Origin of the sequence: Mesorhizobium sp. KACC 23794 (assembly GCF_052180275.1) — a bacterium.
In the GTDB taxonomy this organism is placed as follows: domain Bacteria; phylum Pseudomonadota; class Alphaproteobacteria; order Rhizobiales; family Rhizobiaceae; genus Kumtagia.
Map to the genome: position 1 here is coordinate 2,934,315 of NZ_CP197465.1, position 22,278 is coordinate 2,956,592.

18 protein-coding genes are annotated in these 22,278 nt (G+C 65.5%); all 18 read left to right on the forward strand.

Annotated elements, in window-relative coordinates; genetic code table 11:
- The first annotated feature begins 396 nt into the window (after window positions 1-396).
- The 18 genes from mraZ to ftsZ all read left to right on the forward strand — a co-directional run bounded on the left by mraZ (window position 397) and on the right by ftsZ (window position 22,070).
- Window positions 397-861 (forward strand): division/cell wall cluster transcriptional repressor MraZ, encoded by a 465-nt coding sequence (gene mraZ, locus ACSBOB_RS14365; RefSeq protein WP_442583732.1) that lies wholly within the window; start codon window positions 397-399, stop codon window positions 859-861.
- Window positions 858-1,874, forward strand: a complete 1,017-nt coding sequence (gene rsmH, locus ACSBOB_RS14370; protein WP_442583064.1) for a 16S rRNA (cytosine(1402)-N(4))-methyltransferase RsmH — start codon at window positions 858-860, stop codon at window positions 1,872-1,874. Before mraZ ends, rsmH begins: the two co-directional genes overlap by 4 nt.
- Before the next feature lie 2 nt (window positions 1,875-1,876).
- Window positions 1,877-2,254, forward strand: coding sequence for a cell division protein FtsL (gene ftsL / locus ACSBOB_RS14375; RefSeq protein WP_442583065.1), 378 nt, complete (start codon window positions 1,877-1,879; stop codon window positions 2,252-2,254).
- Entirely contained in the window at window positions 2,251-3,969 is a 1,719-nt protein-coding gene (locus ACSBOB_RS14380) for a peptidoglycan D,D-transpeptidase FtsI family protein (protein WP_442583066.1), read from the forward strand. Before ftsL ends, ACSBOB_RS14380 begins: the two co-directional genes overlap by 4 nt.
- Window positions 3,970-4,038: 69 nt before the next feature.
- Window positions 4,039-5,493, forward strand: coding sequence for a UDP-N-acetylmuramoyl-L-alanyl-D-glutamate--2,6-diaminopimelate ligase (locus ACSBOB_RS14385; protein ID WP_442583067.1), 1,455 nt, complete (start codon window positions 4,039-4,041; stop codon window positions 5,491-5,493).
- Window positions 5,490-6,923 (forward strand): UDP-N-acetylmuramoylalanyl-D-glutamyl-2,6-diaminopimelate--D-alanyl-D-alanine ligase, encoded by a 1,434-nt coding sequence (locus tag ACSBOB_RS14390; protein ID WP_442583068.1) that lies wholly within the window; start codon window positions 5,490-5,492, stop codon window positions 6,921-6,923. Before ACSBOB_RS14385 ends, ACSBOB_RS14390 begins: the two co-directional genes overlap by 4 nt.
- 25 nt (window positions 6,924-6,948) lie before the next feature.
- A complete protein-coding gene (gene mraY, locus ACSBOB_RS14395) occupies window positions 6,949-8,031 on the forward strand; it encodes a phospho-N-acetylmuramoyl-pentapeptide-transferase (protein ID WP_442583069.1) in 1,083 nt (360 codons plus the stop codon).
- A gap of 4 nt (window positions 8,032-8,035) precedes the next feature.
- The gene (murD, locus tag ACSBOB_RS14400; RefSeq protein ID WP_442583070.1) at window positions 8,036-9,436 is read left to right on the forward strand and encodes a UDP-N-acetylmuramoyl-L-alanine--D-glutamate ligase; all 1,401 of its coding nucleotides are present in this window, start codon (window positions 8,036-8,038) and stop codon (window positions 9,434-9,436) included.
- Window positions 9,436-10,593 carry a putative lipid II flippase FtsW gene (gene ftsW / locus ACSBOB_RS14405; RefSeq protein ID WP_442583071.1) on the forward strand — a complete coding sequence of 386 codons (1,158 nt, stop codon included), beginning with the start codon at window positions 9,436-9,438 and terminating at the stop codon, window positions 10,591-10,593. Before murD ends, ftsW begins: the two co-directional genes overlap by 1 nt.
- A gap of 12 nt (window positions 10,594-10,605) precedes the next feature.
- Window positions 10,606-11,733 carry an undecaprenyldiphospho-muramoylpentapeptide beta-N-acetylglucosaminyltransferase gene (gene murG, locus ACSBOB_RS14410; RefSeq protein ID WP_442583072.1) on the forward strand — a complete coding sequence of 376 codons (1,128 nt, stop codon included), beginning with the start codon at window positions 10,606-10,608 and terminating at the stop codon, window positions 11,731-11,733.
- Window positions 11,730-13,136, forward strand: coding sequence for a UDP-N-acetylmuramate--L-alanine ligase (murC, locus tag ACSBOB_RS14415; protein WP_442583073.1), 1,407 nt, complete (start codon window positions 11,730-11,732; stop codon window positions 13,134-13,136). The genes murG and murC overlap by 4 nt, the downstream gene beginning before the upstream one ends.
- Window positions 13,133-14,098 carry a UDP-N-acetylmuramate dehydrogenase gene (murB, locus tag ACSBOB_RS14420; RefSeq protein WP_442583074.1) on the forward strand — a complete coding sequence of 322 codons (966 nt, stop codon included), beginning with the start codon at window positions 13,133-13,135 and terminating at the stop codon, window positions 14,096-14,098. The genes murC and murB overlap by 4 nt, the downstream gene beginning before the upstream one ends.
- A 121-nt stretch (window positions 14,099-14,219) precedes the next feature.
- Window positions 14,220-15,326, forward strand: a complete 1,107-nt coding sequence (locus tag ACSBOB_RS14425; protein ID WP_442583075.1) for a patatin-like phospholipase family protein — start codon at window positions 14,220-14,222, stop codon at window positions 15,324-15,326.
- A gap of 3 nt (window positions 15,327-15,329) precedes the next feature.
- On the forward strand, window positions 15,330-16,781 hold the full coding sequence (locus ACSBOB_RS14430) for a GntP family permease (protein WP_442583076.1): 1,452 nt from the start codon (window positions 15,330-15,332) through the stop codon (window positions 16,779-16,781).
- 384 nt (window positions 16,782-17,165) lie between these two features.
- The gene (locus ACSBOB_RS14435) at window positions 17,166-18,092 is read left to right on the forward strand and encodes a D-alanine--D-alanine ligase (RefSeq protein ID WP_442583077.1); all 927 of its coding nucleotides are present in this window, start codon (window positions 17,166-17,168) and stop codon (window positions 18,090-18,092) included.
- Window positions 18,080-19,015, forward strand: a complete 936-nt coding sequence (locus ACSBOB_RS14440) for a cell division protein FtsQ/DivIB (protein ID WP_442583078.1) — start codon at window positions 18,080-18,082, stop codon at window positions 19,013-19,015. Before ACSBOB_RS14435 ends, ACSBOB_RS14440 begins: the two co-directional genes overlap by 13 nt.
- Window positions 19,012-20,322: a cell division protein FtsA gene (gene ftsA, locus ACSBOB_RS14445; protein ID WP_442583079.1), complete on the forward strand. Its 1,311-nt coding sequence runs from the start codon at window positions 19,012-19,014 to the stop codon at window positions 20,320-20,322. The genes ACSBOB_RS14440 and ftsA overlap by 4 nt, the downstream gene beginning before the upstream one ends.
- 68 nt (window positions 20,323-20,390) lie before the next feature.
- The gene (gene ftsZ, locus ACSBOB_RS14450; protein WP_442583080.1) at window positions 20,391-22,070 is read left to right on the forward strand and encodes a cell division protein FtsZ; all 1,680 of its coding nucleotides are present in this window, start codon (window positions 20,391-20,393) and stop codon (window positions 22,068-22,070) included.
- Window positions 22,071-22,278: the final 208 nt, after the last annotated feature.

A 22,278-nucleotide genomic window follows, 5' to 3' on the forward strand; every position in this document is an offset into this window, starting at 1 on the left:
GTGTATTTACCGGCCGGCCCTGTGCCGTTGCGGCGTCACGCCCGGCAATAACCCTTCGTTAGTCTTAATGGACCATAAAGCATGTTGGGCCGGAAAGGCTCCCGTCGGGGCTGTCCGTCCCGGCAGTCGTAACCCGATCCCGTTGACGCCCATATTGGCCCATGCTATCCCATTTCCAACTTCAGCAGCGCGTGCGTGGACGGGTGACGGCGTCGAAATTTTCGGCGGCCGGCCTTGGCGTTTTTCAGCCGCGAGCCTGCGCTGGCGAGGTCTTGACGGAGCAGGGAGCGGGCACGCCGTGGTTGGCCGGTCTCGACTCCGAAGCCCGGAAGGGGCCTGGAAAAGGCGCGTCGCACCCGGCGCAGAACAGGAGGGATGCGGCCGCCGCATCGGATGATGGACCGGTTTCTGTCGAACGCCGTCAACAGGATCGATGCGAAGGGCCGGGTTTCGGTGCCGGCGCATTTTCGCACGGTGGTGCAGAAGCGTGGCTATTCGGACCTCTACGCGCTGCGGGCGCTCGACGTGCCGGCGATGGATGTCGGCGGGCTCGACCTGCTCGACCGCTACGAGCAGCGCATCGCGCAGGAGGATCCTTTCCTGAGAGCGGGGGACGACATGTCGTTCTTCGTGCATGGCGACGGGACGTTTTTGAAGCTCGACCAGGACGGCCGCATCACGATGAGCGACTTTATCCGCGAGCATACGGGGATCACCACCGAGGCGGTGTTCGTCGGACGTGGCGCGTTCTTTCAGATATGGGAGCCGGGCCGGTTCGTGGAGCACGGCAAGGCGGTGCGCGGGCGGCTGCTCAGCCAGAGGCAAGCTCGCGAGAGTATTGGTGCGAGGGCGTCGGAATGATGGCGGGCCACGGCGAGGATAGTCTTGCGGTTGGCGGACCGGCCCGCCACATTCCGGTTCTCCTTGACGAGGTGCTCGCGGCGCTGGCGCCGGCGGCGGGGCAGGTCGTCATCGATGGCACGTTCGGCGCGGGCGGATATACCAGGGCAATCCTTTCGCGGGGCGCTTCCGTCATCGGCATCGACCGCGATCCCGACGCCATCCGGGACGGCAGGGCGCTGGAGGCTGCGTCCGAGGGCAGGCTGACGCTGGTGCAGGCGCCGTTCTCGTCGCTGGACGAGCATGCGGAGCAGGTTGACGGCGTGGTGCTCGACATCGGCATCTCCTCCATGCAGGTCGATCAGGCGGAGCGGGGTTTTTCGTTCCGCGCCGACGGGCCGCTGGACATGCGCATGGCGCAGGCGGGGCTTTCGGCCGCGGACGTCGTCAACCGCTACAAGGCCGGCGACCTTGCCCGCATCTTCGGACTGCTCGGCGAGGAAAAGCATGCGGGACGCATCGCCCGCATGATCGAGCGGCGGCGTGCCGAAAAGCCTTTCGAACGGACGACGGACCTTGCCAAGGCCGTCGCCGATCTGGTCGGGTTTCCGCCGCGCGAAAAGATCCATCCGGCGACGCGGGTTTTTCAGGCGCTGCGCATCTACGTCAATGACGAGTTGGGCGAATTGGCGCGCGCGCTGGTCGCGGCGGAGCGGGCGCTGAAGCCCGGCGGGCGGCTGGTGGTGGTGACGTTCCACTCGCTGGAAGACCGCATCGTCAAGCGTTTCATCGCCGACCGTTCGACCGATCCGGCAGGCTCGCGGCATTTGCCGCAGAGGCAGGCAGTGGTCTCGACCTTCGACAGACTGGGCGGCGTCGTTTCGGCATGCGAGGCGGAGGTGTCCGTCAATCCACGCGCCCGCTCGGCGAAGCTGCGTGCCGCGATGCGGACCGCCGCTCCGGTTCGGCCGGTCGACCCGGCGCTGTTCGGGCTGCCGAAACTTCCAGACATACGCTCGAGCACGGAGAGGTAACGGTGTTCCGTACAAGCGACATGGTGCTGATCGCGGTCATGGTCTCGGCTGCCGCCTTTACCTACAAGACCAAGCAGGAGGCCGAGGACCAGCTGGCGTCGGTGCGAAAACTCCAGCAGCAGATCCGCTTTGAGCAGGATTCGATCGCGCTGCTGAAGGCCGACTGGAGCCTGCTGACGCAGCCGCTGCGGCTGCAGAAGCTGAGCGAGATCTTTCAGTCCGACCTGCAATTGCAGCCGGTCGATCCGCATCAATTCGCGAAACTCGACGAGATACCCATCCGCTCCCTCGATATCCAGGACATCATCGGGCAGGCCCACGACCTTGTGGCGGGCGGCGGCAGCATGGACGAAACCAAAACCGGCGCGGTGCAGCAATGATGAAGTTCTGGCGCAAGAGGACGGCGGCCGCCCAGAGTTCGACGGCATCGATCGTCGTCGACGGCGCACGCATGTCGACCGGCGGACGCACCAGGACCCGTGTCGTCATGACCATGGCGGTGTTCTTCGGCATCTATGCGGCGATCGCCGGACGGCTGGTCTATCTCGGTTTCCAGGAGCCGGAATCCGGCGGCCCACCGGTGTCGCGTGTGACGGCGTCGCGGCCGGACATCGTCGACCGCAACGGCCAGGTGCTGGCGACCGACATCAAGACGGCGTCGCTGTTTGCCGAACCCAAGCGGATCGTCGACGCCGACGAGATTATCGAAAAGCTGTCGACCGTGCTGCCGGACCTGGAGGTCGAGCAGACCTATCACAAGCTGAAGAGCGGTGCGGGTTTCGTCTGGCTGAAACGGCAGCTGACGCCCCGGCAGCAGTCCGACATCATGGCGCTCGGTCTTCCCGGCATCGGCTTCCGCACCGAAAAGCGGCGCTTCTATCCCGGCGGCCCGACCGCCTCGCACATCCTCGGCCTGACCAACATCGACAATCAGGGCATCGCCGGGATGGAGAAATACATCGACGACAACGGTCTTGCCGACCTGCAGGCTTCGGGGCTGGCGGTTGCCGACGATCTGCAGCCGGTGAAATTGTCGATCGACCTGCGAGTACAGCACATCGTGCGCGACGAGGTCTCGCAGGCGATGCAGCGCTACCATGCCATCGCCGCCGGCGCGGTTGTGCTCAACGTCAAGACCGGCGAGGTGCTGGCAATGGCGTCGGTGCCGGATTTCGATCCGAACAATCCGGTCAACGCGCTGGACAAGGACAGGCTGAACCGGATGACCGGCGGCGTCTACGAGATGGGCTCGACCGTCAAGAGCTTCACCACGGCGATGGCGCTGGATTCCGGCAAGGTGACGATGCAGAGCCGCTTCGACGCAAGCCGCCCGATCACCATCGGCCGCCAGACCATCCGCGATTTCCACGGCAAGGGCAGGGTGCTGTCGGTTCCCGAGGTGTTCATCTTTTCGTCCAACATCGGCTCGGCGCGGGAGGCGGATGTCGTCGGCGTCGAAGGCCACCGGGATTTCCTGAAGCGCATGGGATTGCTGGATCGCATGAAGACCGAACTGCCGGAGGTCGCGAAGCCGACGGAACCGAGGGTCTGGAAGAAGGTGCATTCCATCACTGCCGCGTTCGGACATGGCTTTTCCACCACTCCGCTTCAGACGGCGGTGGGCTGCGCAGCGCTGATGACCGGAACGCTGCTGCCGCCGACCTTCCTGCTGCGCGACGAGAGTGCAGCGCAGGCCGCCGGAAAGCAGGTCGTGACGGACTATACGGTCGAGAGCATGCGCTATCTCTATACGCTCAACGCCACGAAGGGGTCGGGCGGCTCCGGCGCGCGGGCGCAGGTTCCGGGCTACCGGGTCGGCGGCAAGACCGGCACGGCGGAAAAGGTGGTCAACGGCCGCTATTCGAACAGTGTGCGCTTCAACGCCTTCGTCGCGTCGTTCCCGATGGACGATCCGCAATATATCGTGCTGTCGATCATCGACGAGCCGAAGCCGGAGAAGCCGGGGGCGGGCGCCACGGCGGGCTTCAACGCCGCGCCGATCGTCGCCAACATCATCCGCCGCTCGGCCTCCATGCTTGGCGTAAAGCCCGATTTCAGCCATGAAGGCGGGGCAACGCTCGCATCTTCTCAGTGATTCCCAAGGCGCGCGGGCAAGGCGCGCCGCTTGTTTATGACGACCGGACACAGAATCGAAAACGCCTCGATGAAACTCGCCGACCTCTCTGCCATCGTGCCGGCCGCGCAAGGTCTGCCGGTCGATCTGGATGTGACCGGCGTGACTTCGGATTCGCGCGCGGTGCGGCCGGGCGTGATCTTCGTCGCGGTGGCCGGCTCCAAGGTCGACGGCTCCGCCTACGCAGCCGATGCCGAGGCGCGCGGCGCGGTGGCGGTGGTTGCGGCCAAGGGAGCATCCGTCGGTTCTTTGCTGGTGCCGGTGATCTCCGTCGACGATCCGCGCCTTGCGCTGGCGAAGATCGCGGCGCGGCTCTACGCCCGCCAGCCCGAGACCATGGTGGCGGTGACGGGCACCAGCGGCAAGACCTCGGTCGCCTCGTTCACGCGGCAGATCTGGGAGCAGGCTGGATATGCGGCCGCCAGCATCGGCACGACCGGCGTGGTCGCGCCAGGCCGCAACGACTATGGCTCGCTGACGACGCCCGACCCCGTGGCGCTGCACCGGCTGCTGGCGGAACTGGCGGAGGTGGGCGTCACCCACGCAGCCATGGAGGCTTCCAGCCACGGGCTCGACCAGCGGCGGCTGGACGGGGTGCGGCTCAAGGCCGGCGCCTTTACCAATCTCGGCCGCGATCACATGGATTACCACCCGACGGTCGAGGATTATCTCAACGCAAAACTCCGGCTGTTCGATACGCTGTTGCCGAAGGGCGCTCCTGCGGTCATCTTCGCCGACGATCCCTATTCCGCACCGGCGATCGCGGCGGCACGCGCCGCCGGGATGAATGTGCTGACCGTCGGTAGACATGGCGACTTCCTGGCGCTGAAGCGTGTCGAGCACGAGCGTTACCGGCAGCGCGCCGAGATCGAGCATGGCGGCGAGATTTTCGAGATCGACCTGCCGCTTGCCGGCGATTTCCAGATTTACAACGCGCTGGTCTCCGCCGGGCTGGCGATCTCCACGGGCACGCCTGCTGACAGGGCTCTCGCGGCGCTGGAGAAGCTGAAGGGCGCGCCGGGTCGTCTCGATCTCGTCGGCACGCACGCTAATGGCGCGCCGGTCTATGTCGACTATGCGCACAAGCCCGACGCGCTGGAGAACGTGCTGTCCTCGGTGCGGCCGTTCACCACCGGCCGGGTGATCGTGGTGTTCGGTTGCGGCGGCGACCGCGATCGGGGAAAACGGCCGATCATGGGCGAGATCGCGACGCGGCTGGCCGACGTTTCGATTGTCACCGACGACAATCCGCGCTCCGAAGTGCCGGCGACAATCCGCGCGGCGATCATGGCCGCGGCGCCCGGCGCGATCGAGATCGGCGACCGCCGCGAGGCGATCCATTCGGCTGTCGAGATGCTGAAGGCCGGCGACACGCTGATCGTGGCGGGCAAGGGGCATGAAGAGGGGCAGACGATCGGCAACGAGACTTTCCCCTTCTCCGACCACGAGGAGGTGCGAAAAGCCCTCCGGGAGCGCGCCGCATGAGCCTGCTTTGGACCGCCGATGAGTTGATCAGGGCGATGGACGGCCGCCCGGTGGGCAACATGCCGGCCGGTATCAGTGGTATCTCGATCGACAGCCGGTCGCTGAAGCCGGGCGATGCGTTCTTCGCTATCAAGGGCGAGGTGATGGACGGCCACGATTTCGCGACCGCCGCCGTCAAGGCGGGTGCCGCGCTGCTGGTCGTGTCGGAAGGCAAGCTGCCGGCACTCGGGCGGCTGACGGCGCCGATGGTCGTGGTTCCGGATGTCCTGGTTGCGCTGGAGAAACTCGGCATCGCGGCGCGCGCGCGCAGCAATGCGAAGATCGTCGCGGTGACAGGATCGGTCGGCAAGACGACGACCAAGGAAGCGCTGCGCCACGTTCTCTCGGCGGTTGGCAAGGTGCACGCCTCCGACAAGTCGTTCAACAACCATTGGGGCGTGCCGCTGACGCTGGCGCGCATGCCGGCCGACTGCGACTACGCGGTGTTCGAGATCGGCATGAACCACCCCAACGAAATCAGGCCGCTGGTAAAGATGGTGCGGCCACATGTGGCGATCATCACCCTGATCGCGCCTGCGCATCTCGGTTTCTTCAACAACCTCGACGAGATCGCGCAGGCCAAGGCCGAGATATTCGAAGGCGTCGAGCCGAACGGCTATGCACTGCTCAACCGCGACGACAGCCGGTGGAAGCTTCTCGACAGACTGGCGCGCCAGGCCGGCGTGCAGAACGTCGTCGGATTCGGCGAGAACGGACGCTCGCAGTTTCGGCTGACGAAATGCGAACTCCACGCCGACCATTCGGCGATATCGGTGAAGATCGGCGGAACGACGATCGACGTGCGGGTTGGCGCGCCGGGGCGCCATATCGTGCAGAACGCACTTGCGGTACTTGGTACGGCGCGGCTGGTCGGCGCCGACATGGACAAGGTCGTGGCAGCACTTGCCGACCTGGTGGCGGAAAACGGGCGCGGGCGGCAGCATCGCCTCGATACGGAAAGCGGCGTCTTCACGCTGATCGACGAGAGCTACAACGCCAATCCGGTGTCGATGAAGGCGGCGATCGAACTGCTCGACGCGACGCCGGTCGCCGCGGAGGGGCGGCGCATCGCGGTGCTCGGCGACATGCTGGAACTCGGCAGCCATTCGGCAAAGCTGCACGCCGGGCTGGCGCAGGTGCTGTCGGAGACGAACACCGACATCGTGCTGATGGCCGGGCCGCATATGAAGAACCTGGCGGATACGCTGCCCGGCGACATGCGCAAAGAATATCGCGCCAGCGTCGACGACCTGAAGCCGATCCTGCTGGACGCGATCGGCCCGGGCGACGTGGTGATGGTCAAGTCCTCAAAGGGCATCGGCTTCTCCAAACTGGTCGATGCACTCCTCAACCGGTTCCCGGCGCATGCCGGCGGCCAGAAACCAACCTGACCGCGGTTCCGGGGGATAGGGGATAATGCTTACGCTTCTTGCGAATTTCGACGACCACATAAAGTTTTTCAACATCTTCCGGTACATCACCTTCCGGACGGGCGGTGCGCTGATCACTGCCGCGGTGCTGGTGTTTATGTTCGGCCAGCCGATCATCGATTCGCTGCGGGTCCGGCAGGGCAAGGGGCAGCCGATCCGCGCCGATGGACCGCAGACGCATTTCAAGAAGGCCGGCACGCCGACGATGGGCGGGCTGATGATCATCTCCGGCATCGTAGGCTCGACACTGCTGTGGGCCAACATCACCAGCGTCTATGTCTGGGTGGTGCTGCTGGTGACGCTCGGTTTCGGCGCGATCGGCTTCTATGACGACTATCTCAAGGTGACGAAACAGTCGCATCTCGGCTTTTCGGGCAAGGCCCGGCTGGCGATCGAATTCGTCATCGCGGGCATCGCAGCCTGGGTGATCATGCATAACGGCCAGGCGCCGTTCTCCTCGTCGCTGACTTTTCCGTTCATCAAGGATTTCCTGCTCAATCTCGGGTGGTTCTTCATCCCGATGGGCTGCATCGTCATCGTCGGCGCCGGCAATGCGGTGAACCTCACCGATGGACTGGACGGACTGGCGATCGTGCCGATCATGATCGCCGCCGCGTCTTTCGGTGTGATCGCCTATCTGTCGGGCAATGCCGTGTTCGCCGACTATCTGCAGATCCATTTCGTACCGGGCACGGGCGAACTCGCTGTCATCCTCGGCGCCGTGATCGGCGCCGGCCTCGGCTTCCTGTGGTTCAACGCGCCGCCGGCGGCGATCTTCATGGGCGACACCGGTTCGCTGGCGCTGGGCGGCCTGATCGGCACCATCGCGGTTGCCACCAAGCATGAGATCGTGCTGGCGATTATCGGGGGCCTGTTCGTCATGGAAGCGCTGTCGGTGATCATCCAGGTCGGCTTCTTCAAGATGACCGGAAAGCGCGTGTTCCTTATGGCGCCGATCCATCATCATTTTGAAAAGCTCGGCTGGACGGAGAGCCAGGTGGTGATCCGCTTCTGGATCATCGCCGTCATCCTGGCTCTGGTCGGGCTTTCCAGCCTGAAACTTCGGTGACCCGATGATCGCCGCGCGCTCCTTCTCCGGAAAGAAAGTTGCGCTCTTCGGGCTTGGCGGCTCGGGGATCGCGACGGCGCGCGCGCTGATCGACGGCGGAGCGGATGTGCTGGCCTGGGACGACAATCCCGACAGCGTGGCAAAGGCTTCCGAGCAGTCCATTCCGACCGGCGACCTGCGCGCGGCGGAGTGGGCGGGGTTCTCCAGCTTCGTGCTGTCGCCCGGCGTGCCGCTGACGCATCCCAAGCCGCACTGGACCGTGGAACTGGCGCGCGGCGCGGGGGTCGAGATCATCGGCGACGTCGAGCTTTTTACACGCGAGCGCATCGCAAGGGCGCCGGCCGCGCCGTTCATCGCCATCACCGGCACCAACGGTAAGTCGACCACCACGGCGCTGACGGCCCATATCCTGAAGGCGGCGGGACGCGATACGCAGATGGGCGGCAATATCGGCCGCGCGGTGATGACGCTTGACGAAGTCGAGGACGACCGCTTCTATGTGGTCGAATGCTCGTCCTATCAGATCGATCTGGCGCCCTCGATCAATCCGACGGCGGGCGTGCTGCTCAATCTGACGCCCGACCATCTCGACCGCCACGGCACGATGCAGCACTACGCCTCGATCAAGGAGCGGCTGGTTTCCGGCAGCGAGACTGCGATCATCGGCGTCGACGACATCTATTGCGCGCAGATCGCCGACCGGCTGGAGAAGGTAGGCAAACATGTCGTGCGCATCTCCAAGCGGCTGCCGCTGACCGACGGGTTTTTCGCCGACGGCACGAACCTGATGGAGGCGAGCGATGGCCGCTATGAGCGCATCGCCTTCCTCGAAGGCATCGGCTCGCTGCGTGGCCAGCACAATGCGCAGAACGCGCTGGCGGCGGTCGCCGGCTGTCTGAAGGTCGGTCTCGACCTCGGCGAGATCCAGTCGGGGCTCGAGAGCTTTCCGGGACTCGCGCATCGGATGGAGCAGGTCGGGCGCAAGGGCAAGGTGCTGTTCGTCAACGATTCCAAGGCGACCAATGCGGATGCATCCGCGCCGGCGCTGTCCAGCTTCCCGCGCATCTACTGGATCGCCGGGGGGCTGGCCAAGGAAGGCGGCATCGAGCCGCTGCGTTCGTATTTTCCGCGCGTCGCCAAGGCGTACCTGATCGGTGAGGCCGCGCCGGCATTCTCCGCCACGCTCGGAGAGGCCGTACCCTACGAGATATCGGGAACGTTGGCGGCCGCCGTGGAACACGCGGCCAAGGACGCGGAGGCAGACGGATCGGGCGAGGCCGTGGTGCTGCTGTCGCCGGCCTGCGCCAGCTTCGACCAGTTCCGCAATTTCGAGGTGCGCGGCGATGCCTTCCGCGCCGCCGTCGAGGCCATAGAGAACGTCACGCCCATCGGAGGGACACGCTGATGCAGACCAGCCGCCTGGATCGCAGCCCGGTCGCCGTCTGGTGGCGGACCATCGACCGCTGGTTCCTCGCCGCGTTCCTGTCGCTGATGGGGCTGGGCGTGGTGCTGTCGTTCGCGGCCAGCCCGGCGGTCGCCGAGCGCATCGGCCTCGACAGTTTCCACTTCGCGACGCGGCAGATCATCTACATGATCCCGGCGCTGGGGGCGATGCTGGCGGTTTCCTTCCTGACGCCGCGACAGGTGCGGCGGCTGGCGATCGTCATGCTCGGCGTGTTCCTGCTGCTGATGGTGGCAGTGCTGTTCGTCGGCGTCGAGGTGAAGGGCGCGCATCGCTGGGTGTCGTTCGCCGGCATCTCGGTGCAGCCGTCCGAGTTCCTGAAGCCCGCCTTCGTCATCGTCTGCGCCTGGCTGTTCGCCGAGAAGGCGCGCAACCCGGCGATCCCGGGCAATGTGCTGGCCATGATGCTGCTTTGCGTCGTCATCTCGCTGCTGGTGCTGCAGCCTGACCTCGGCCAGACGATCCTGACCATCAGCACCTGGGGCGTGATGTTCTTCATGGCTGGCATGCCGTGGTTCTGGATCATCGCGATCGGCTCGCTGGCGGTGGTGGGAGCCTTTGGCGCCTACGCTACCTTCGACCATTTCGCCGGCCGCATCGATCGCTTCCTGACCGGCGAGGGCGACAAGTATCAGGTGGACATGGCGCTCGACGCCTTGATCAACGGCCGATGGCTGGGTGTCGGGCCGGGCGAGGGCCTGTACAAGAAGATGATCCCGGACAGCCATGCCGACTTCGTCTTCGCCGTCGCCGGCGAGGAATATGGCCTGATCATGTGTTTCCTGATCATGCTTCTATTCGCCTTCGTCGTGCTCCGGGGCCTGAACACGGCGCTGAAGGAGCATGACGATTTTACGCGTTACGCGGTGGCGGGGCTGGTGTGCGTGTTCGGCTTCCAGTCAATCATCAACATGGGCGTCAATTTGCAGATGATGCCGGCGAAAGGCATGACGCTGCCTTTCATCTCCTATGGCGGCTCCTCGCTGATCGCCATTGCGATCTCCATGGGCATGGTGCTGGCGCTGACGCGCAAGAAGCCGACGCGGCTGATGCAGCCCGGCGCGGCGATGCTGGCGCGCCATGCCCTTCCGGCCGAATAACGGCGGAGCGGCATGGCGAAGGGAACCATTCTTCTCGCGGCAGGCGGCACGGGCGGCCATCTGTTTCCGGCGGAGGCGCTAGCGCACGAACTCACCGGGCGCGGGTGGACCATGCATCTGGCGACCGACGACCGGGCAGAGCGCTATGCCGGCAATTTCCCGGCCGCGGCGACCCATCCGATCGCATCCGCGACCTTCGGGTCGCGCAATCCCATAAAGCTGGCTGCCGCGTTCTGGACGATCTGGCGTGGCGTGCGTCAGTCCTCGGACCTGATACGCCAGATCAAGCCGGCGGCCGTCGTTGGCTTCGGCGGCTATCCGACGCTGCCGCCGCTCTACGCAGCGACGCGGCGCAAGGTGCCGACGCTGATCCACGAACAGAATGCCGTCATGGGCCGCGCCAACAAGGCGCTGGCGGTGCGCGTCAATGCGATTGCGGGCGGCTTCCTCAAGCCGGGGGCAAGCGGTGTCGCGGCGAAGATCGTCGAGACCGGCAATCCGGTGCGGCCGGCGGTGCTGGAAGCGGCGAAGACAGCGTACCAGGCACCGGGGCCGGGCGAGCCGTTCCGGCTGCTGGTGTTCGGCGGCAGCCAGGGCGCACAATTCTTTTCCGACGCCATTCCGGCCGCGGTCGGCAAGCTTTCGGCCGAGCAGCGCAAGCGCCTGAAGGTGACGCAGCAGGCACGCGCCGAAGACGCCGAGAAGGTTGGGAAAGCCTATGCGGAACTGGGAGTTCCTGCCGAAATTTCACCTTTCTTCACCGATATGGCCGGCCGCATCGCCGCGTCGCATCTGGTGATGTCGCGGTCGGGCGCTTCGACCGTGTCGGAGATCGCAGTGATCGGCCGGCCGGCGCTGTTCGTGCCTTATCCGCATGCGCTCGACCACGACCAGGCGGCGAACGCCGCTGCGCTCGCCGCTGCCGGCGGCGCGCAGGTGCACCCGCAGTCGACGCTGTCGCCGGACCGCATCGCTGATCTGTTCGGCGGGCTGATGGACGCTCCGAGCGCTCTGGTGGGCATGGCGGCAGCGGCCAGGTCGGCCGGCAAGCCAAATGCGGCGCGGTTGCTCGCCGACCTCACAGAGGCTATTGCCGAGAGAAGAAGTTTGGACGAATTCAAGGAGGACGCTCGCGCATGAAGATGCCGCAGACCATAGGGCTGGTGCATTTCATCGGCATCGGCGGCATCGGCATGAGCGGCATTGCCGAAGTGCTGCGCAATCTCGGCTACCGCGTGCAGGGCTCCGATCAGGCCGACGGCGCCAATGTGCAGCGGCTGCGCGAGAAGGGCATCGAGTGTTTTGTCGGGCATCGTGCTGAAAATCTCGGCGACGCCGAGGTCGTCGTGGTGTCGACGGCGATCAAGAAGAATAATCCCGAACTGGTTGCGGCGCGTGAAAAGTTGCTGCCGATCGTGCGGCGCGCCGAGATGCTGGCCGAGCTGATGCGTTTCCGCCAGGCCGTCGCCATCGGCGGCACGCATGGCAAGACCACGACGACCTCGATGGTCGCCGCGCTGCTCGACGCCGGCGGGCTCGACCCGACCGTCATCAATGGCGGCATCATCAACGCCTACGGCACCAACGCGCGCATGGGCGCCGGCGACTGGATGGTGGTGGAGGCCGACGAGAGCGACGGCACTTTTTTGAAGCTGCCGGCCGATATCGCCGTGGTCACCAATATCGACCCGGAGCATCTCGACCACTATGGCAGCTTCGACAAGGTGCGCGAGGCTTTCCGGCAATATGTGGAGAACGTCCCGTTCTACGGGTTTGGCGTGATGTGCACGGACCATCCGGAGGTGCAGGCGCTGGTCAGCCGCATCGAGGACCGCCGCGTCATCACCTATGGCGAGAACGCGCAGGCCGACGTGCGCTTCACGCGCCATCGGATGGAGAACGGCGCGTCGAAATTCGACGTGATCATCCGCAACCGCAAGACCGGCGCGGAAACCCGAATCGACGACCTCACGTTGCCGATGCCCGGCCGTCACAATGTCTCCAACGCCACGGCGGCGGTGGCCGTCGCGCACGAGCTCGGGATTTCCGGCGCGGCGATCCGCAAGGGGCTGTCGGGCTTTGGCGGGGTCAAGCGGAGGTTCACGCCGACGGGGTCGTGGAACGGCGTGCGCATCTTCGACGACTACGGGCACCACCCTGTGGAGATCAAGGCGGTGCTGAAGGCGGCGCGTGACGCGACCGACGGCAGGGTGATCGCCATTGCCCAACCGCACCGCTTTACGCGCCTGCGAGACCTGTTCGACGAATTCTCGGCCTGTTTCAACGACGCCGACACGATTTTAGTGGCGCCGGTCTATCCGGCTGGCGAGGATCCCATCGAGGGCGTGAATTCGCAGACGCTGGCGCAACGCATCCGCTCAGGCGGGCACCGCGACGCGCGCTACATCGACGGCCCGGCGGCGATCGCGCCGGCGGTGCGCGATCTCGCGAAGGATGGCGACTACGTCATCTTCCTGGGCGCCGGCAACATCACGCAATGGGCCTATGCCCTGCCGAAGGAACTGGGCGGCGAGGCCGCATGAAGCGCGGCGAGGCCCTTCTCAGTCAGCTTGGCGACCGGCTTGCCGGCTTGCGCGGCCGCATCACGCCCGACGCCGAGATGGAGAAGATCACCTGGTTCCGCGCCGGCGGCACGGCCGACGCCCTGTTCCAGCCGGCCGACGAGGAAGACCTCGCCGCGTTCCTGAGGGCTGTTCCGGAAGATGTCCGGCTCGCGGTGGTCGGCATCGGCTCGAACCTGCTGGTGCGGGACGGCGGTCTTCGCGGCTTTGTCATTCGCCTTTCCGCCAAGGGTTTCGGCGAGGCCGAGGTCATCGGCGATACCCGCATAAGGGCGGGCGCGGCCATGCCGGACAAGCGGCTGGCCGCCGTGGCACTGGAGGCGGGTATCGGCGGCTTCCACTTCTACCACGGCATTCCGGGCGCGATCGGCGGAGCGTTGCGGATGAATGCGGGCGCCAATGGCTTCGAGACGCGCGAGCGCGTGGTCGAGGTGCGCGCGCTCGACCGGCAGGGCAATCTGCACGTCCTGTCCAACGCCGACATGGGCTACTCCTACCGCCACTCTTCTGTGTCGAAGGAACTCATTTTCACCTCGGCGGTGTTCGAGGGTTTTCCGGAGGATCGCGCTGCCATCAAGGCGGCGATGGATGCGGTGCAGCATCATCGCGAGACCGTGCAGCCGATCCGCGAGAAGACGGGCGGCTCGACCTTCAAGAATCCGCCCGGCACGTCGGCCTGGAAGGAGATCGACGCCGCCGGATGCCGCGGCCTGATGATCGGCGGCGCGCAGATGTCGCCCATGCATTGCAACTTCATGATCAACACCGGCACCGCTACGGGCTACGACCTCGAATATCTAGGCGAGACCGTGCGGGCGCGTGTGTTGGAGCACTCCGGCATCCGGCTTGAATGGGAGATCAAGCGGCTCGGCCAGTTCGCGCCGGGACGCAAGGTGCACGAGTTCCTGGGGCAGTTGCTGTAGAGACTGCTTTTCTTCAGCATCACGCCAGGGCGGTTGGAAAGTGCGATGGCTTCTTTCTTGCATGTTGCGGTGCAGCATGGGTGACGATACGGTGCCGTCGTCCTGATGGAGACGCTGCTTCATGCCACGCCGAACGCCCGCGACCAGTGCCGGCCAGCCATCGGGAACCGATCGGGAGCCCTCCCGGAGCCCTGAATCGAACGAGGACGCACGGCGCGAGCCTGTGCTCATCGATCTTGCATTGCAGGGCGGCGGATCGCACGGCGCCTTCACCTGGGGCGTAATCGATCGCCTGCTGGAAGAAGATTGGCTGCGCATTGACGGTGTGTCCGGCACCTCGGCCGGTGCGATGAACGCGGCGGTAATGGCCGACGGCTACGCCTCCGGCGGGGCCGAAGGTGCGCGCGCCGCGCTCGATGCCTATTGGCGGCATGTGGCGGACGCGGCGCGCTTCAGCCCGTTCCAGCGTAGCCCGATCGACGTGCTGCTCGGACGTTGGACGCTCGACACTTCGCCCATGTTCATTGCCATGGACCTTATGTCCCGCCTCTATTCGCCTTACGACCTCAATCCGGGCGGCATCAATCCGCTACGCGCCGTGCTAGAGAAAGCGATCGACTTCGACCGTCTCAAGACTTCGCCGGTCAAGGTTTTCGTCACCGCCACCAATGTGCGCACCGGCCGCGGCAGGGTGTTTCGCAACGCGGAAATCACGCCGGACGTGCTGCTGGCCTCCGCCTGCCTGCCGACCCTGTTCCAGGCGGTGGAGATCGACGGCGAGAGCTATTGGGACGGCGGCTATGCCGGCAACCCGACCATGACGCCGCTGGTGCGCGAACTCGATTCGGACGACACCATTCTTGTGCCGATCAACCCCGTCGAGCGCCCCGGCACGCCGCGCACGGCCGCCGAGATCCTGAACCGCCTCAACGAGGTGTCGTTCAACTCGGTGCTGCTCAAGGAACTGCGCATGATCGCCCTGCTGCGGCAGGTTGCAGACCCTGGCAACAGCGAGGGCGCGCAATGGGCGAAGATGCGCATCCACCTCGTGCGCAACGCCGTCTTGGGCACGCTCGGCTATTCCTCGAAGCTGAATGCCGAGTGGGAATTCCTCAGCATGCTGCGGGACGAGGGGCGCAAGGCGGCCGACACCTTCCTGAAGGCGGACGGCCACAACATCGGCAAGCGCTCCTCGGTCGATCTCGACATCCTGCTCGAAGGGGTGTGAGCCATGGGTCTCCTCGGCATCCTGCTTGCCCTCGGCCTGCTGATCTGGTTCGCCTATCGCGGATGGAGCGTGCTGCTGCTGGCGCCGGTCTCGGCTGCCATTGCCGCCCTGCTGTCCGGGGAGCCGCTGCTCGCCAGTTGGACACAGACCTTCATGGGCAGCGCCGCGAGCTTCGTCGGCCAGTTCTTTCCGCTGTTCCTGCTCGGTGCGCTGTTCGGCAAGCTGATGGAGGACAGCGGCTCGGTGACCGCTATCGCCGAGTTCATGACCGAGAAGCTCGGCGCCCAGCGCGCCATTCTCGCGGTGGTGCTGGCCGGCGCGATCGTCACCTATGGCGGTGTGAGCCTGTTCGTCGCGCTGTTCGTGCTGGCGCCGATGGCTGAGGCGCTGTTTCGCGCCGCCGACATTCCGCGCCGGCTGATGCCGCCGGCCATCGCGCTCGGCACCTTCACCTTCACCATGATGGCGCTGCCCGGCACGCCGGCGATCCAGAACGCCATCCCCATGCCGTTCTTCGGCACGACGCCCTTCGCCGCGCCGGGGCTGGGCATCATCGCCTCGGCCATCATGCTCGGCTTCGGCCTGTGGTGGCTTGCCCGTGCCGAGAAGGCCGCGCGCGGCGCAGGCGAAGGGTTCGGCGACATGATGCTGGATATGCACGAAGTGGTTGCCGATCCTGTGCTGCGCGAGCGGGCGACGACTGCGCGCGAGTTCGATCCGGCGGAGATCGAACGCGGGCACCTGAGCGCCGACCGGCCGTCCATCCTCCTCGCCTCGTTGCCGCTGGCGCTGGTGATCGTCGTCAACCTGCTGATGTCTTTCGTCATCCTGCCGCGGCTCGATTTCGGTTTCCTCGCCGAGGAGCGGTGGGGCGGCGTCAGCTTTGCCGCCGTAAGCGGCGTCTGGTCGGTGGCGGTGGCGCTTGTCGTCGCCATTCTCGCGACCATCCTGATCAACCGGAGGCGCCTGCCCAAGCTGCGCGAGACCATGGATGCCGGCGCCAATGCCTCGGTGCTGCCGATCTTCAGCGTGGCAAGCCTGGTCGGCTTCGGCGCCGTAGTGGCGGCGCTGCCGGCCTTCGCGCTGGTTCGGGACTGGGTGCTGTCGATCGAGGGCGGCCCGCTTGTCTCGCTGGCCATAGCCACAAACATTCTCGCCGCCCTGACGGGCTCGGCCTCCGGCGGCCTCACCATCGCCCTCGATTCCCTCGGCGCGACGTTTCTCCAGCGCGCGACCGAACTCGGCATCGACCCGGCCCTGCTGCACCGCGTGGCGGTGATGAGCGCGGGAACGCTCGACAGCCTGCCGCACAGCGGCGCTGTGGTCACGCTGCTGGCGGTCTGCGGCGTGACCCCGCGGCAGAGTTATCTCGACATCGTCATGGTCGCCATCGTTGGCGCCCTGCTGGCCCTCGTCGCGGTCATCGTGCTCGGCTCGGTGGCCGGCAGCTTCTGACGTGCGCTATGCCGTCTGAAGGGCGATATCACCGACGGGCGCCGGGGTAGAACAATTCGGGCGCCATCCTCAGGCCCATGCGCTCGGCCGCAACTACTACGGCTGGTTTCTTCCCGATCCGATGTACTGCCTTTCCAGCCTCCCGGCGCCGGAACGGTGAGTCCAAAATGCCATAACGGACACATGAATGACGGCTGCAGGGCACGAAATTCTCTTTCCTGAAAATCAAAGCTTGCCACGGGAATCATGCTCTGATTCTTTGGCTTGAAAGCGTTTCCTGATTTGAGTCGTGCGGCGCGTCGCTGGTGAGGGGTGGTCACCGGAGGACTCGGACTCTGCCTGGGAAACAACGGTGGAATGCGGCCTGCGAGGGGACGACGAAGCATGGCGAAAAAGCACGTAGCTGTTCTCTATGGAGGGTTTTCCTCGGAGCGGCCCGTGTCGTTGTCTTCCGGAAGCGCCTGCGCCGACGCGCTGGAGGCTGCCGGCTACCTGGTCACCCGCGTCGATGTGGGGCGCGATGTCGGCGCGGTACTTTCCGAGCTCAAGCCGGACGTGGCGTTCAATGCGCTGCATGGACCGTATGGCGAGGACGGTACGATTCAGGGCATCCTCGAATATCTCGGCATTCCCTATACGCATTCCGGCGTGCTGGCCTCGGCGCTGGCAATGGACAAGGAGCTGGCAAAGAAGATCGCCAGGGCTTCCCTGATTCCGGTTGCGGAGTCCCGTGTCATGGATCGGCATTCCATCCAGGGCCAGCATCCGATGAAGCCGCCCTATGTGGTGAAGCCTGTCAATGAAGGGTCGAGCTTCGGCGTGGTGATCGTCAAGGAGGGTCAGTCCTTCCCGCCGCAGGTCGTGGCCTCCTCGGATTGGAAATATGGCGACCGGGTGATGGTCGAGCGCTACGTGCATGGACGCGAACTGACCTGCGCCGTCATGGGCGATGTGGCCCTCGGCGTCTGCGAGATCGTGCCGACCGGTCATTCCTTCTACGATTACGACTCGAAATACGTGCCGGGCGGTTCAAAACACGTCTGCCCCGCTAAAATTTCACTAAATATTTACCAAAAGATACAGACACTGTCCCTCAAGGCTCATCAAGCAATCGGCTGTCGGGGCGTCTCCCGATCTGACTTCCGCTACGACGACCGCCATTCCGAAAATGGCGAGGTCGTGTGGCTCGAAATCAATACGCAACCGGGCATGACGCCGACATCGCTTGTTCCGGAGATTGCCGCCGAGGCGGGGCATTCCTTCGGAGAGTTGCTGAGTTGGATGGTGGAGGACGCATCGTGTTCGCGTTGAAGGCGGAGCATGGCAGGCTGGGTGCCGGCGCGCAGGCGTCCGGCGGCGCTCGGCTGGGCGACCGGTTCCTGCTGCCGCGCTGGGCGAGGCGTCCGGCGCGGTTGTTTGCGCGTCTCGGGACTGGCGATTTCGTGCCGCCGCGCTATGCGGCGACGATGGCTTCCGCATTGCTTTTCGCGGCGACTGGTCTCTACGGGACCTATGTAGGCGGCCGGATGCCCGAACTGGCGCAGGCGGTCACGGCGCGTACCGGCTTTGCCGTCGACCAGGTGCGTGTCGTCGGGCATCGCGAGACCTCCGAGATCGACATCCTCGAGAAGCTCGACCTGACGGGCTGGACCTCGCTGATCGGCTTCGATGTCGACGCCGCCCGCGAGCGTGTCGCTTCGCTGCCGTGGATCGAGGTCGCCTCGGTGCGGAAAGTCTATCCCGAGACGCTGGAGATCAGGATCACCGAGCGCGAGCCCTTCGCGATCTGGCAGCACGACAACCAGCTTTCGATCATCGGGCGCAAGGGTAATGTGATCGTGCCTTACACCGGCGGGCGGCATGCCGACCTCCCGCTTGTCGTTGGGGCAGGTGCTGCAGAGCAGGCGGCCGGTTTCGTCGAGGAAATGGCGAAATATCCCGATCTCGCGGCTCGGGTGAAGGGGTATATCCTCGTCGCCGACCGGCGCTGGAACCTGAGGCTCGCCAACGGCATCACGGTCAAGTTGCCTGAGGCGGGCATGGACAAGGCGATCGCGCAACTGCTTCGCATGGATCGCGAGAAGGGTCTGTTCAATCGGCAGGTGACGGCGATCGACATGCGGTTCTCCGACCGCATGGTGCTGCAGCTGACGCCGGAAGCGGCCGAAGCGCGTCAGGCTGCGCTGGACAGCAGCGGCAAGCCGAAGAAGTCCAAGTCGGAGAAGCGTACATGAACTGGCTTGGCGGTCAGAAGGACGTCACCCAGCGCAAGGCCGGCATCGTCACGGTCCTCGACGTGGGTTCGACCAAGATCTGCTGCGTGGTGGCGCAGCTCAAGCCTTGCGAGCCGAGCCAGCAGCTTCGCGGCCGCACCCACAAGGCCAAGGTGATCGGCATCGGCCACCAGAAGTCGCATGGGGTGAAGTCCGGCGTGGTGATCGATCTCGATCGCGCCGAGCAGGCGATCCGGCTGGCCGTCGATGCGGCCGAGCGCATGGCGGGGCTGACGGTCGACTCGCTGCTGGTCAACCTGACTTCCGGCCGGCTTCGGAGTCATACCTATTCGGCGACCATCAATCTCGGCGGCCATGAGGTCGACGAGGGCGACATCAAGCGCGTGCTGGCGGCCGGCGCGAAACAATCGCTGAAGGCCGAGCGCCAGGTCGTGCATGCCCTGCCGGTCGCCTTCTCGCTGGATGCGGAGCGCGGCGTGCGCGATCCGCGCGGCATGGTGGGCGACACGCTGGGCGTCGACATGCATGTGCTGACCGGCGATGCCGCTCCGCAGCGCAACCTGGAACTCTGCATCAACCGCTCGCACCTTTCGGTCGAGAGGCTGGTGGCAACACCTTACGCCAGCGGCCTCGCGGCGCTGGTCGACGACGAACTGGAAATGGGCGCGGCCTGCATCGACATGGGCGGCGGCACGACGACGATCTCGGTTTTCGCCGACGGCAAGTTCGTGCATGGCGACGCGATCGCGGTCGGCGGCATGCATGTCACGCTCGATCTCGCCAAGGGTCTGTCGACGCGCTTCGACGATGCCGAGCGGCTGAAGGTCATGCACGGATCGGCCATGCCAGGCAGCGCAGATGATCGCGACGTGCTTTCGGTGCAGCCGATCGGCGGCGACGACAGCGAGGTTCCGCTGCAGGTGCCGCGCTCGGTGATGACCCGAATCATCCGCGCCCGCGTCGAGGAGACGCTGGAGATGCTGCGCGACCGCCTGAACAAATCGGGCTACGGCAATGTCGTCGGCAAGCGCGTGGTGCTGACCGGCGGCGCGAGCCAGCTTGCCGGGCTGCCCGATGCGGCGCGGCGTATTCTGGGCCGGAATGTCCGGATCGGCCGGCCGCTGGGCGTTTCCAGCTTGCCGGAGGCAGCCAAGGGTCCGGCTTTTTCGACGGCTGTCGGCTTGCTGATCTATCCCCAGGTCGCAAGCTTCGAGAATGGCAGGGTCAGTACGAGTTCCAAATTGCGTATGAGCGGAACGGGCGGCCGTTTCCAGCGCATGAGTCAGTGGTTGAGAGACAGTTTCTAAATATCGGCGGGGCTAGCCCCATAAATCAGCCGCGACGGCGACGCGGCAGGAAGGCAAAGGACGAGGATATGCCCATCAATCTCCAGAGACCGGACATCACCGAGCTCAAGCCGCGGATCACCGTATTCGGCGTTGGCGGCGGCGGCGGCAATGCCGTCAACAACATGATCACGGCGGGTCTGCGCGGCGTCGATTTCGTCGTGGCGAACACCGACGCGCAAGCGTTGACAATGTCGAAGTCGGAGCGGCTGATCCAACTCGGCGCTCACGTCACCGAGGGGCTCGGCGCCGGCTCGCAGCCGGAAGTCGGCCGGGCCGCGGCGGAAGAGTGCATCGACGAGATCATCGATCACTTGTCGAACACCCACATGTGCTTCGTTACCGCGGGCATGGGCGGCGGCACCGGTACGGGTGCGGCGCCTGTCGTTGCCCGCGCGGCCCGTGAAAAGGGCATCCTGACTGTCGGCGTGGTGACAAAGCCGTTCCACTTCGAGGGCCAGCGCCGCATGAAGACGGCGGATATGGGCATCGAGGAGCTGCAGAAGAGCGTCGATACGCTCATCGTCATCCCGAACCAGAACCTGTTCCGGCTCGCCAACGACAAGACCACCTTCGCCGACGCCTTCGCGATGGCCGACCAGGTGCTCTATTCCGGCGTCGCCTGCATCACCGACCTGATGGTCAAGGAAGGCCTGATCAATCTCGACTTCGCCGACGTCCGTTCGGTGATGCGCGAAATGGGCAAGGCGATGATGGGCACCGGCGAGGCGTCCGGCGAGGGCAGGGCGATGGCGGCGGCCGAAGCGGCGATCGCCAACCCGCTGCTCGACGAGACCTCGATGCGCGGCGCCAAGGGCCTGCTGATCTCGATCACCGGCGGCCGCGACCTGACGCTGTTCGAGGTCGACGAAGCGGCGACCCGCATCCGCGAAGAGGTCGACCAGGACGCCAACATCATCCTGGGTGCCACGTTCGACGAGGAACTGGAAGGCGTCATCCGCGTCTCGGTGGTCGCCACCGGCATCGACAAGTCGGCGGAGCAGATCGCGGCGACGCCGATCAACATCCGCCAGCCGCCGAAGCCGGCTCCGCGTCCTGCCGCGGAGGCACCGCGCGTCGAGGTGCGGACGGCCGATCCGGTTGCCGACGCGATCAGAATGGCCGAGCAGAATGCGGCAGTAGCGCCGCGCCAGCAGGCCGCCGAGGATTTTCGGCCGCAGAGCAAGCTGTTCCAGGCTCCTGAACCGGCGCCGATGCAGCAGCGTCCGGTGGCCGCCGCGCCGCAGGCGGCTCCGCAGTTCCATGTCGAGGAAGTGCAGCCCGTGATGCTGCAGCCGGTTGCGCCGCAGCCTGCGCCCGTGCAGCAGCGCGAGCCGGCGCCCGTCGCCGTGCAGCCGCGTATGCCCCGCGTCGAGGATTTTCCGCCGATGGTGAAAGCCGAGGCGGAAGCCAAGGCCCGCCCGGTCGACCAGGAAGATCGCGGTCCGATGGGCCTGCTTAAGCGCCTGACGGTCGGCCTGACCCGTCGCGAGGAAGAGCCTGCCAAGCTCGAGCCGGCGCAGCCGCGCGAGCCCAGGCTGCGCCAGCCGGCGCCGGAAGCGCGCCGTCTGAACAGCCAGGATCCGCAGCTTTACGCGCCGCGCCGCGGACAGCTCGACGACCAGGGCCGGGTTACGCCGCAGGCCCGCACGACTCATGAGGACGATCAGTTGGAGATTCCGGCGTTCCTTCGCCGGCAGGCGAACTGAACCGTAAACGGTTGTTAACGGGTGTGTGCGGACAGGCAGGAGACTGCCTGTCCGCATTTTATTTATCTCCAGTAAAACCAATACGTTAGGATATGCGCGGGGCAACCTTACGCGGTAACACAGAGTAAGAAAGCGTGATTTGTGACGGCTCTGCCGGACGACTATCTTCAAGGCTGAAAGATGGCAGCAATTGGACCCATTTGTTCGG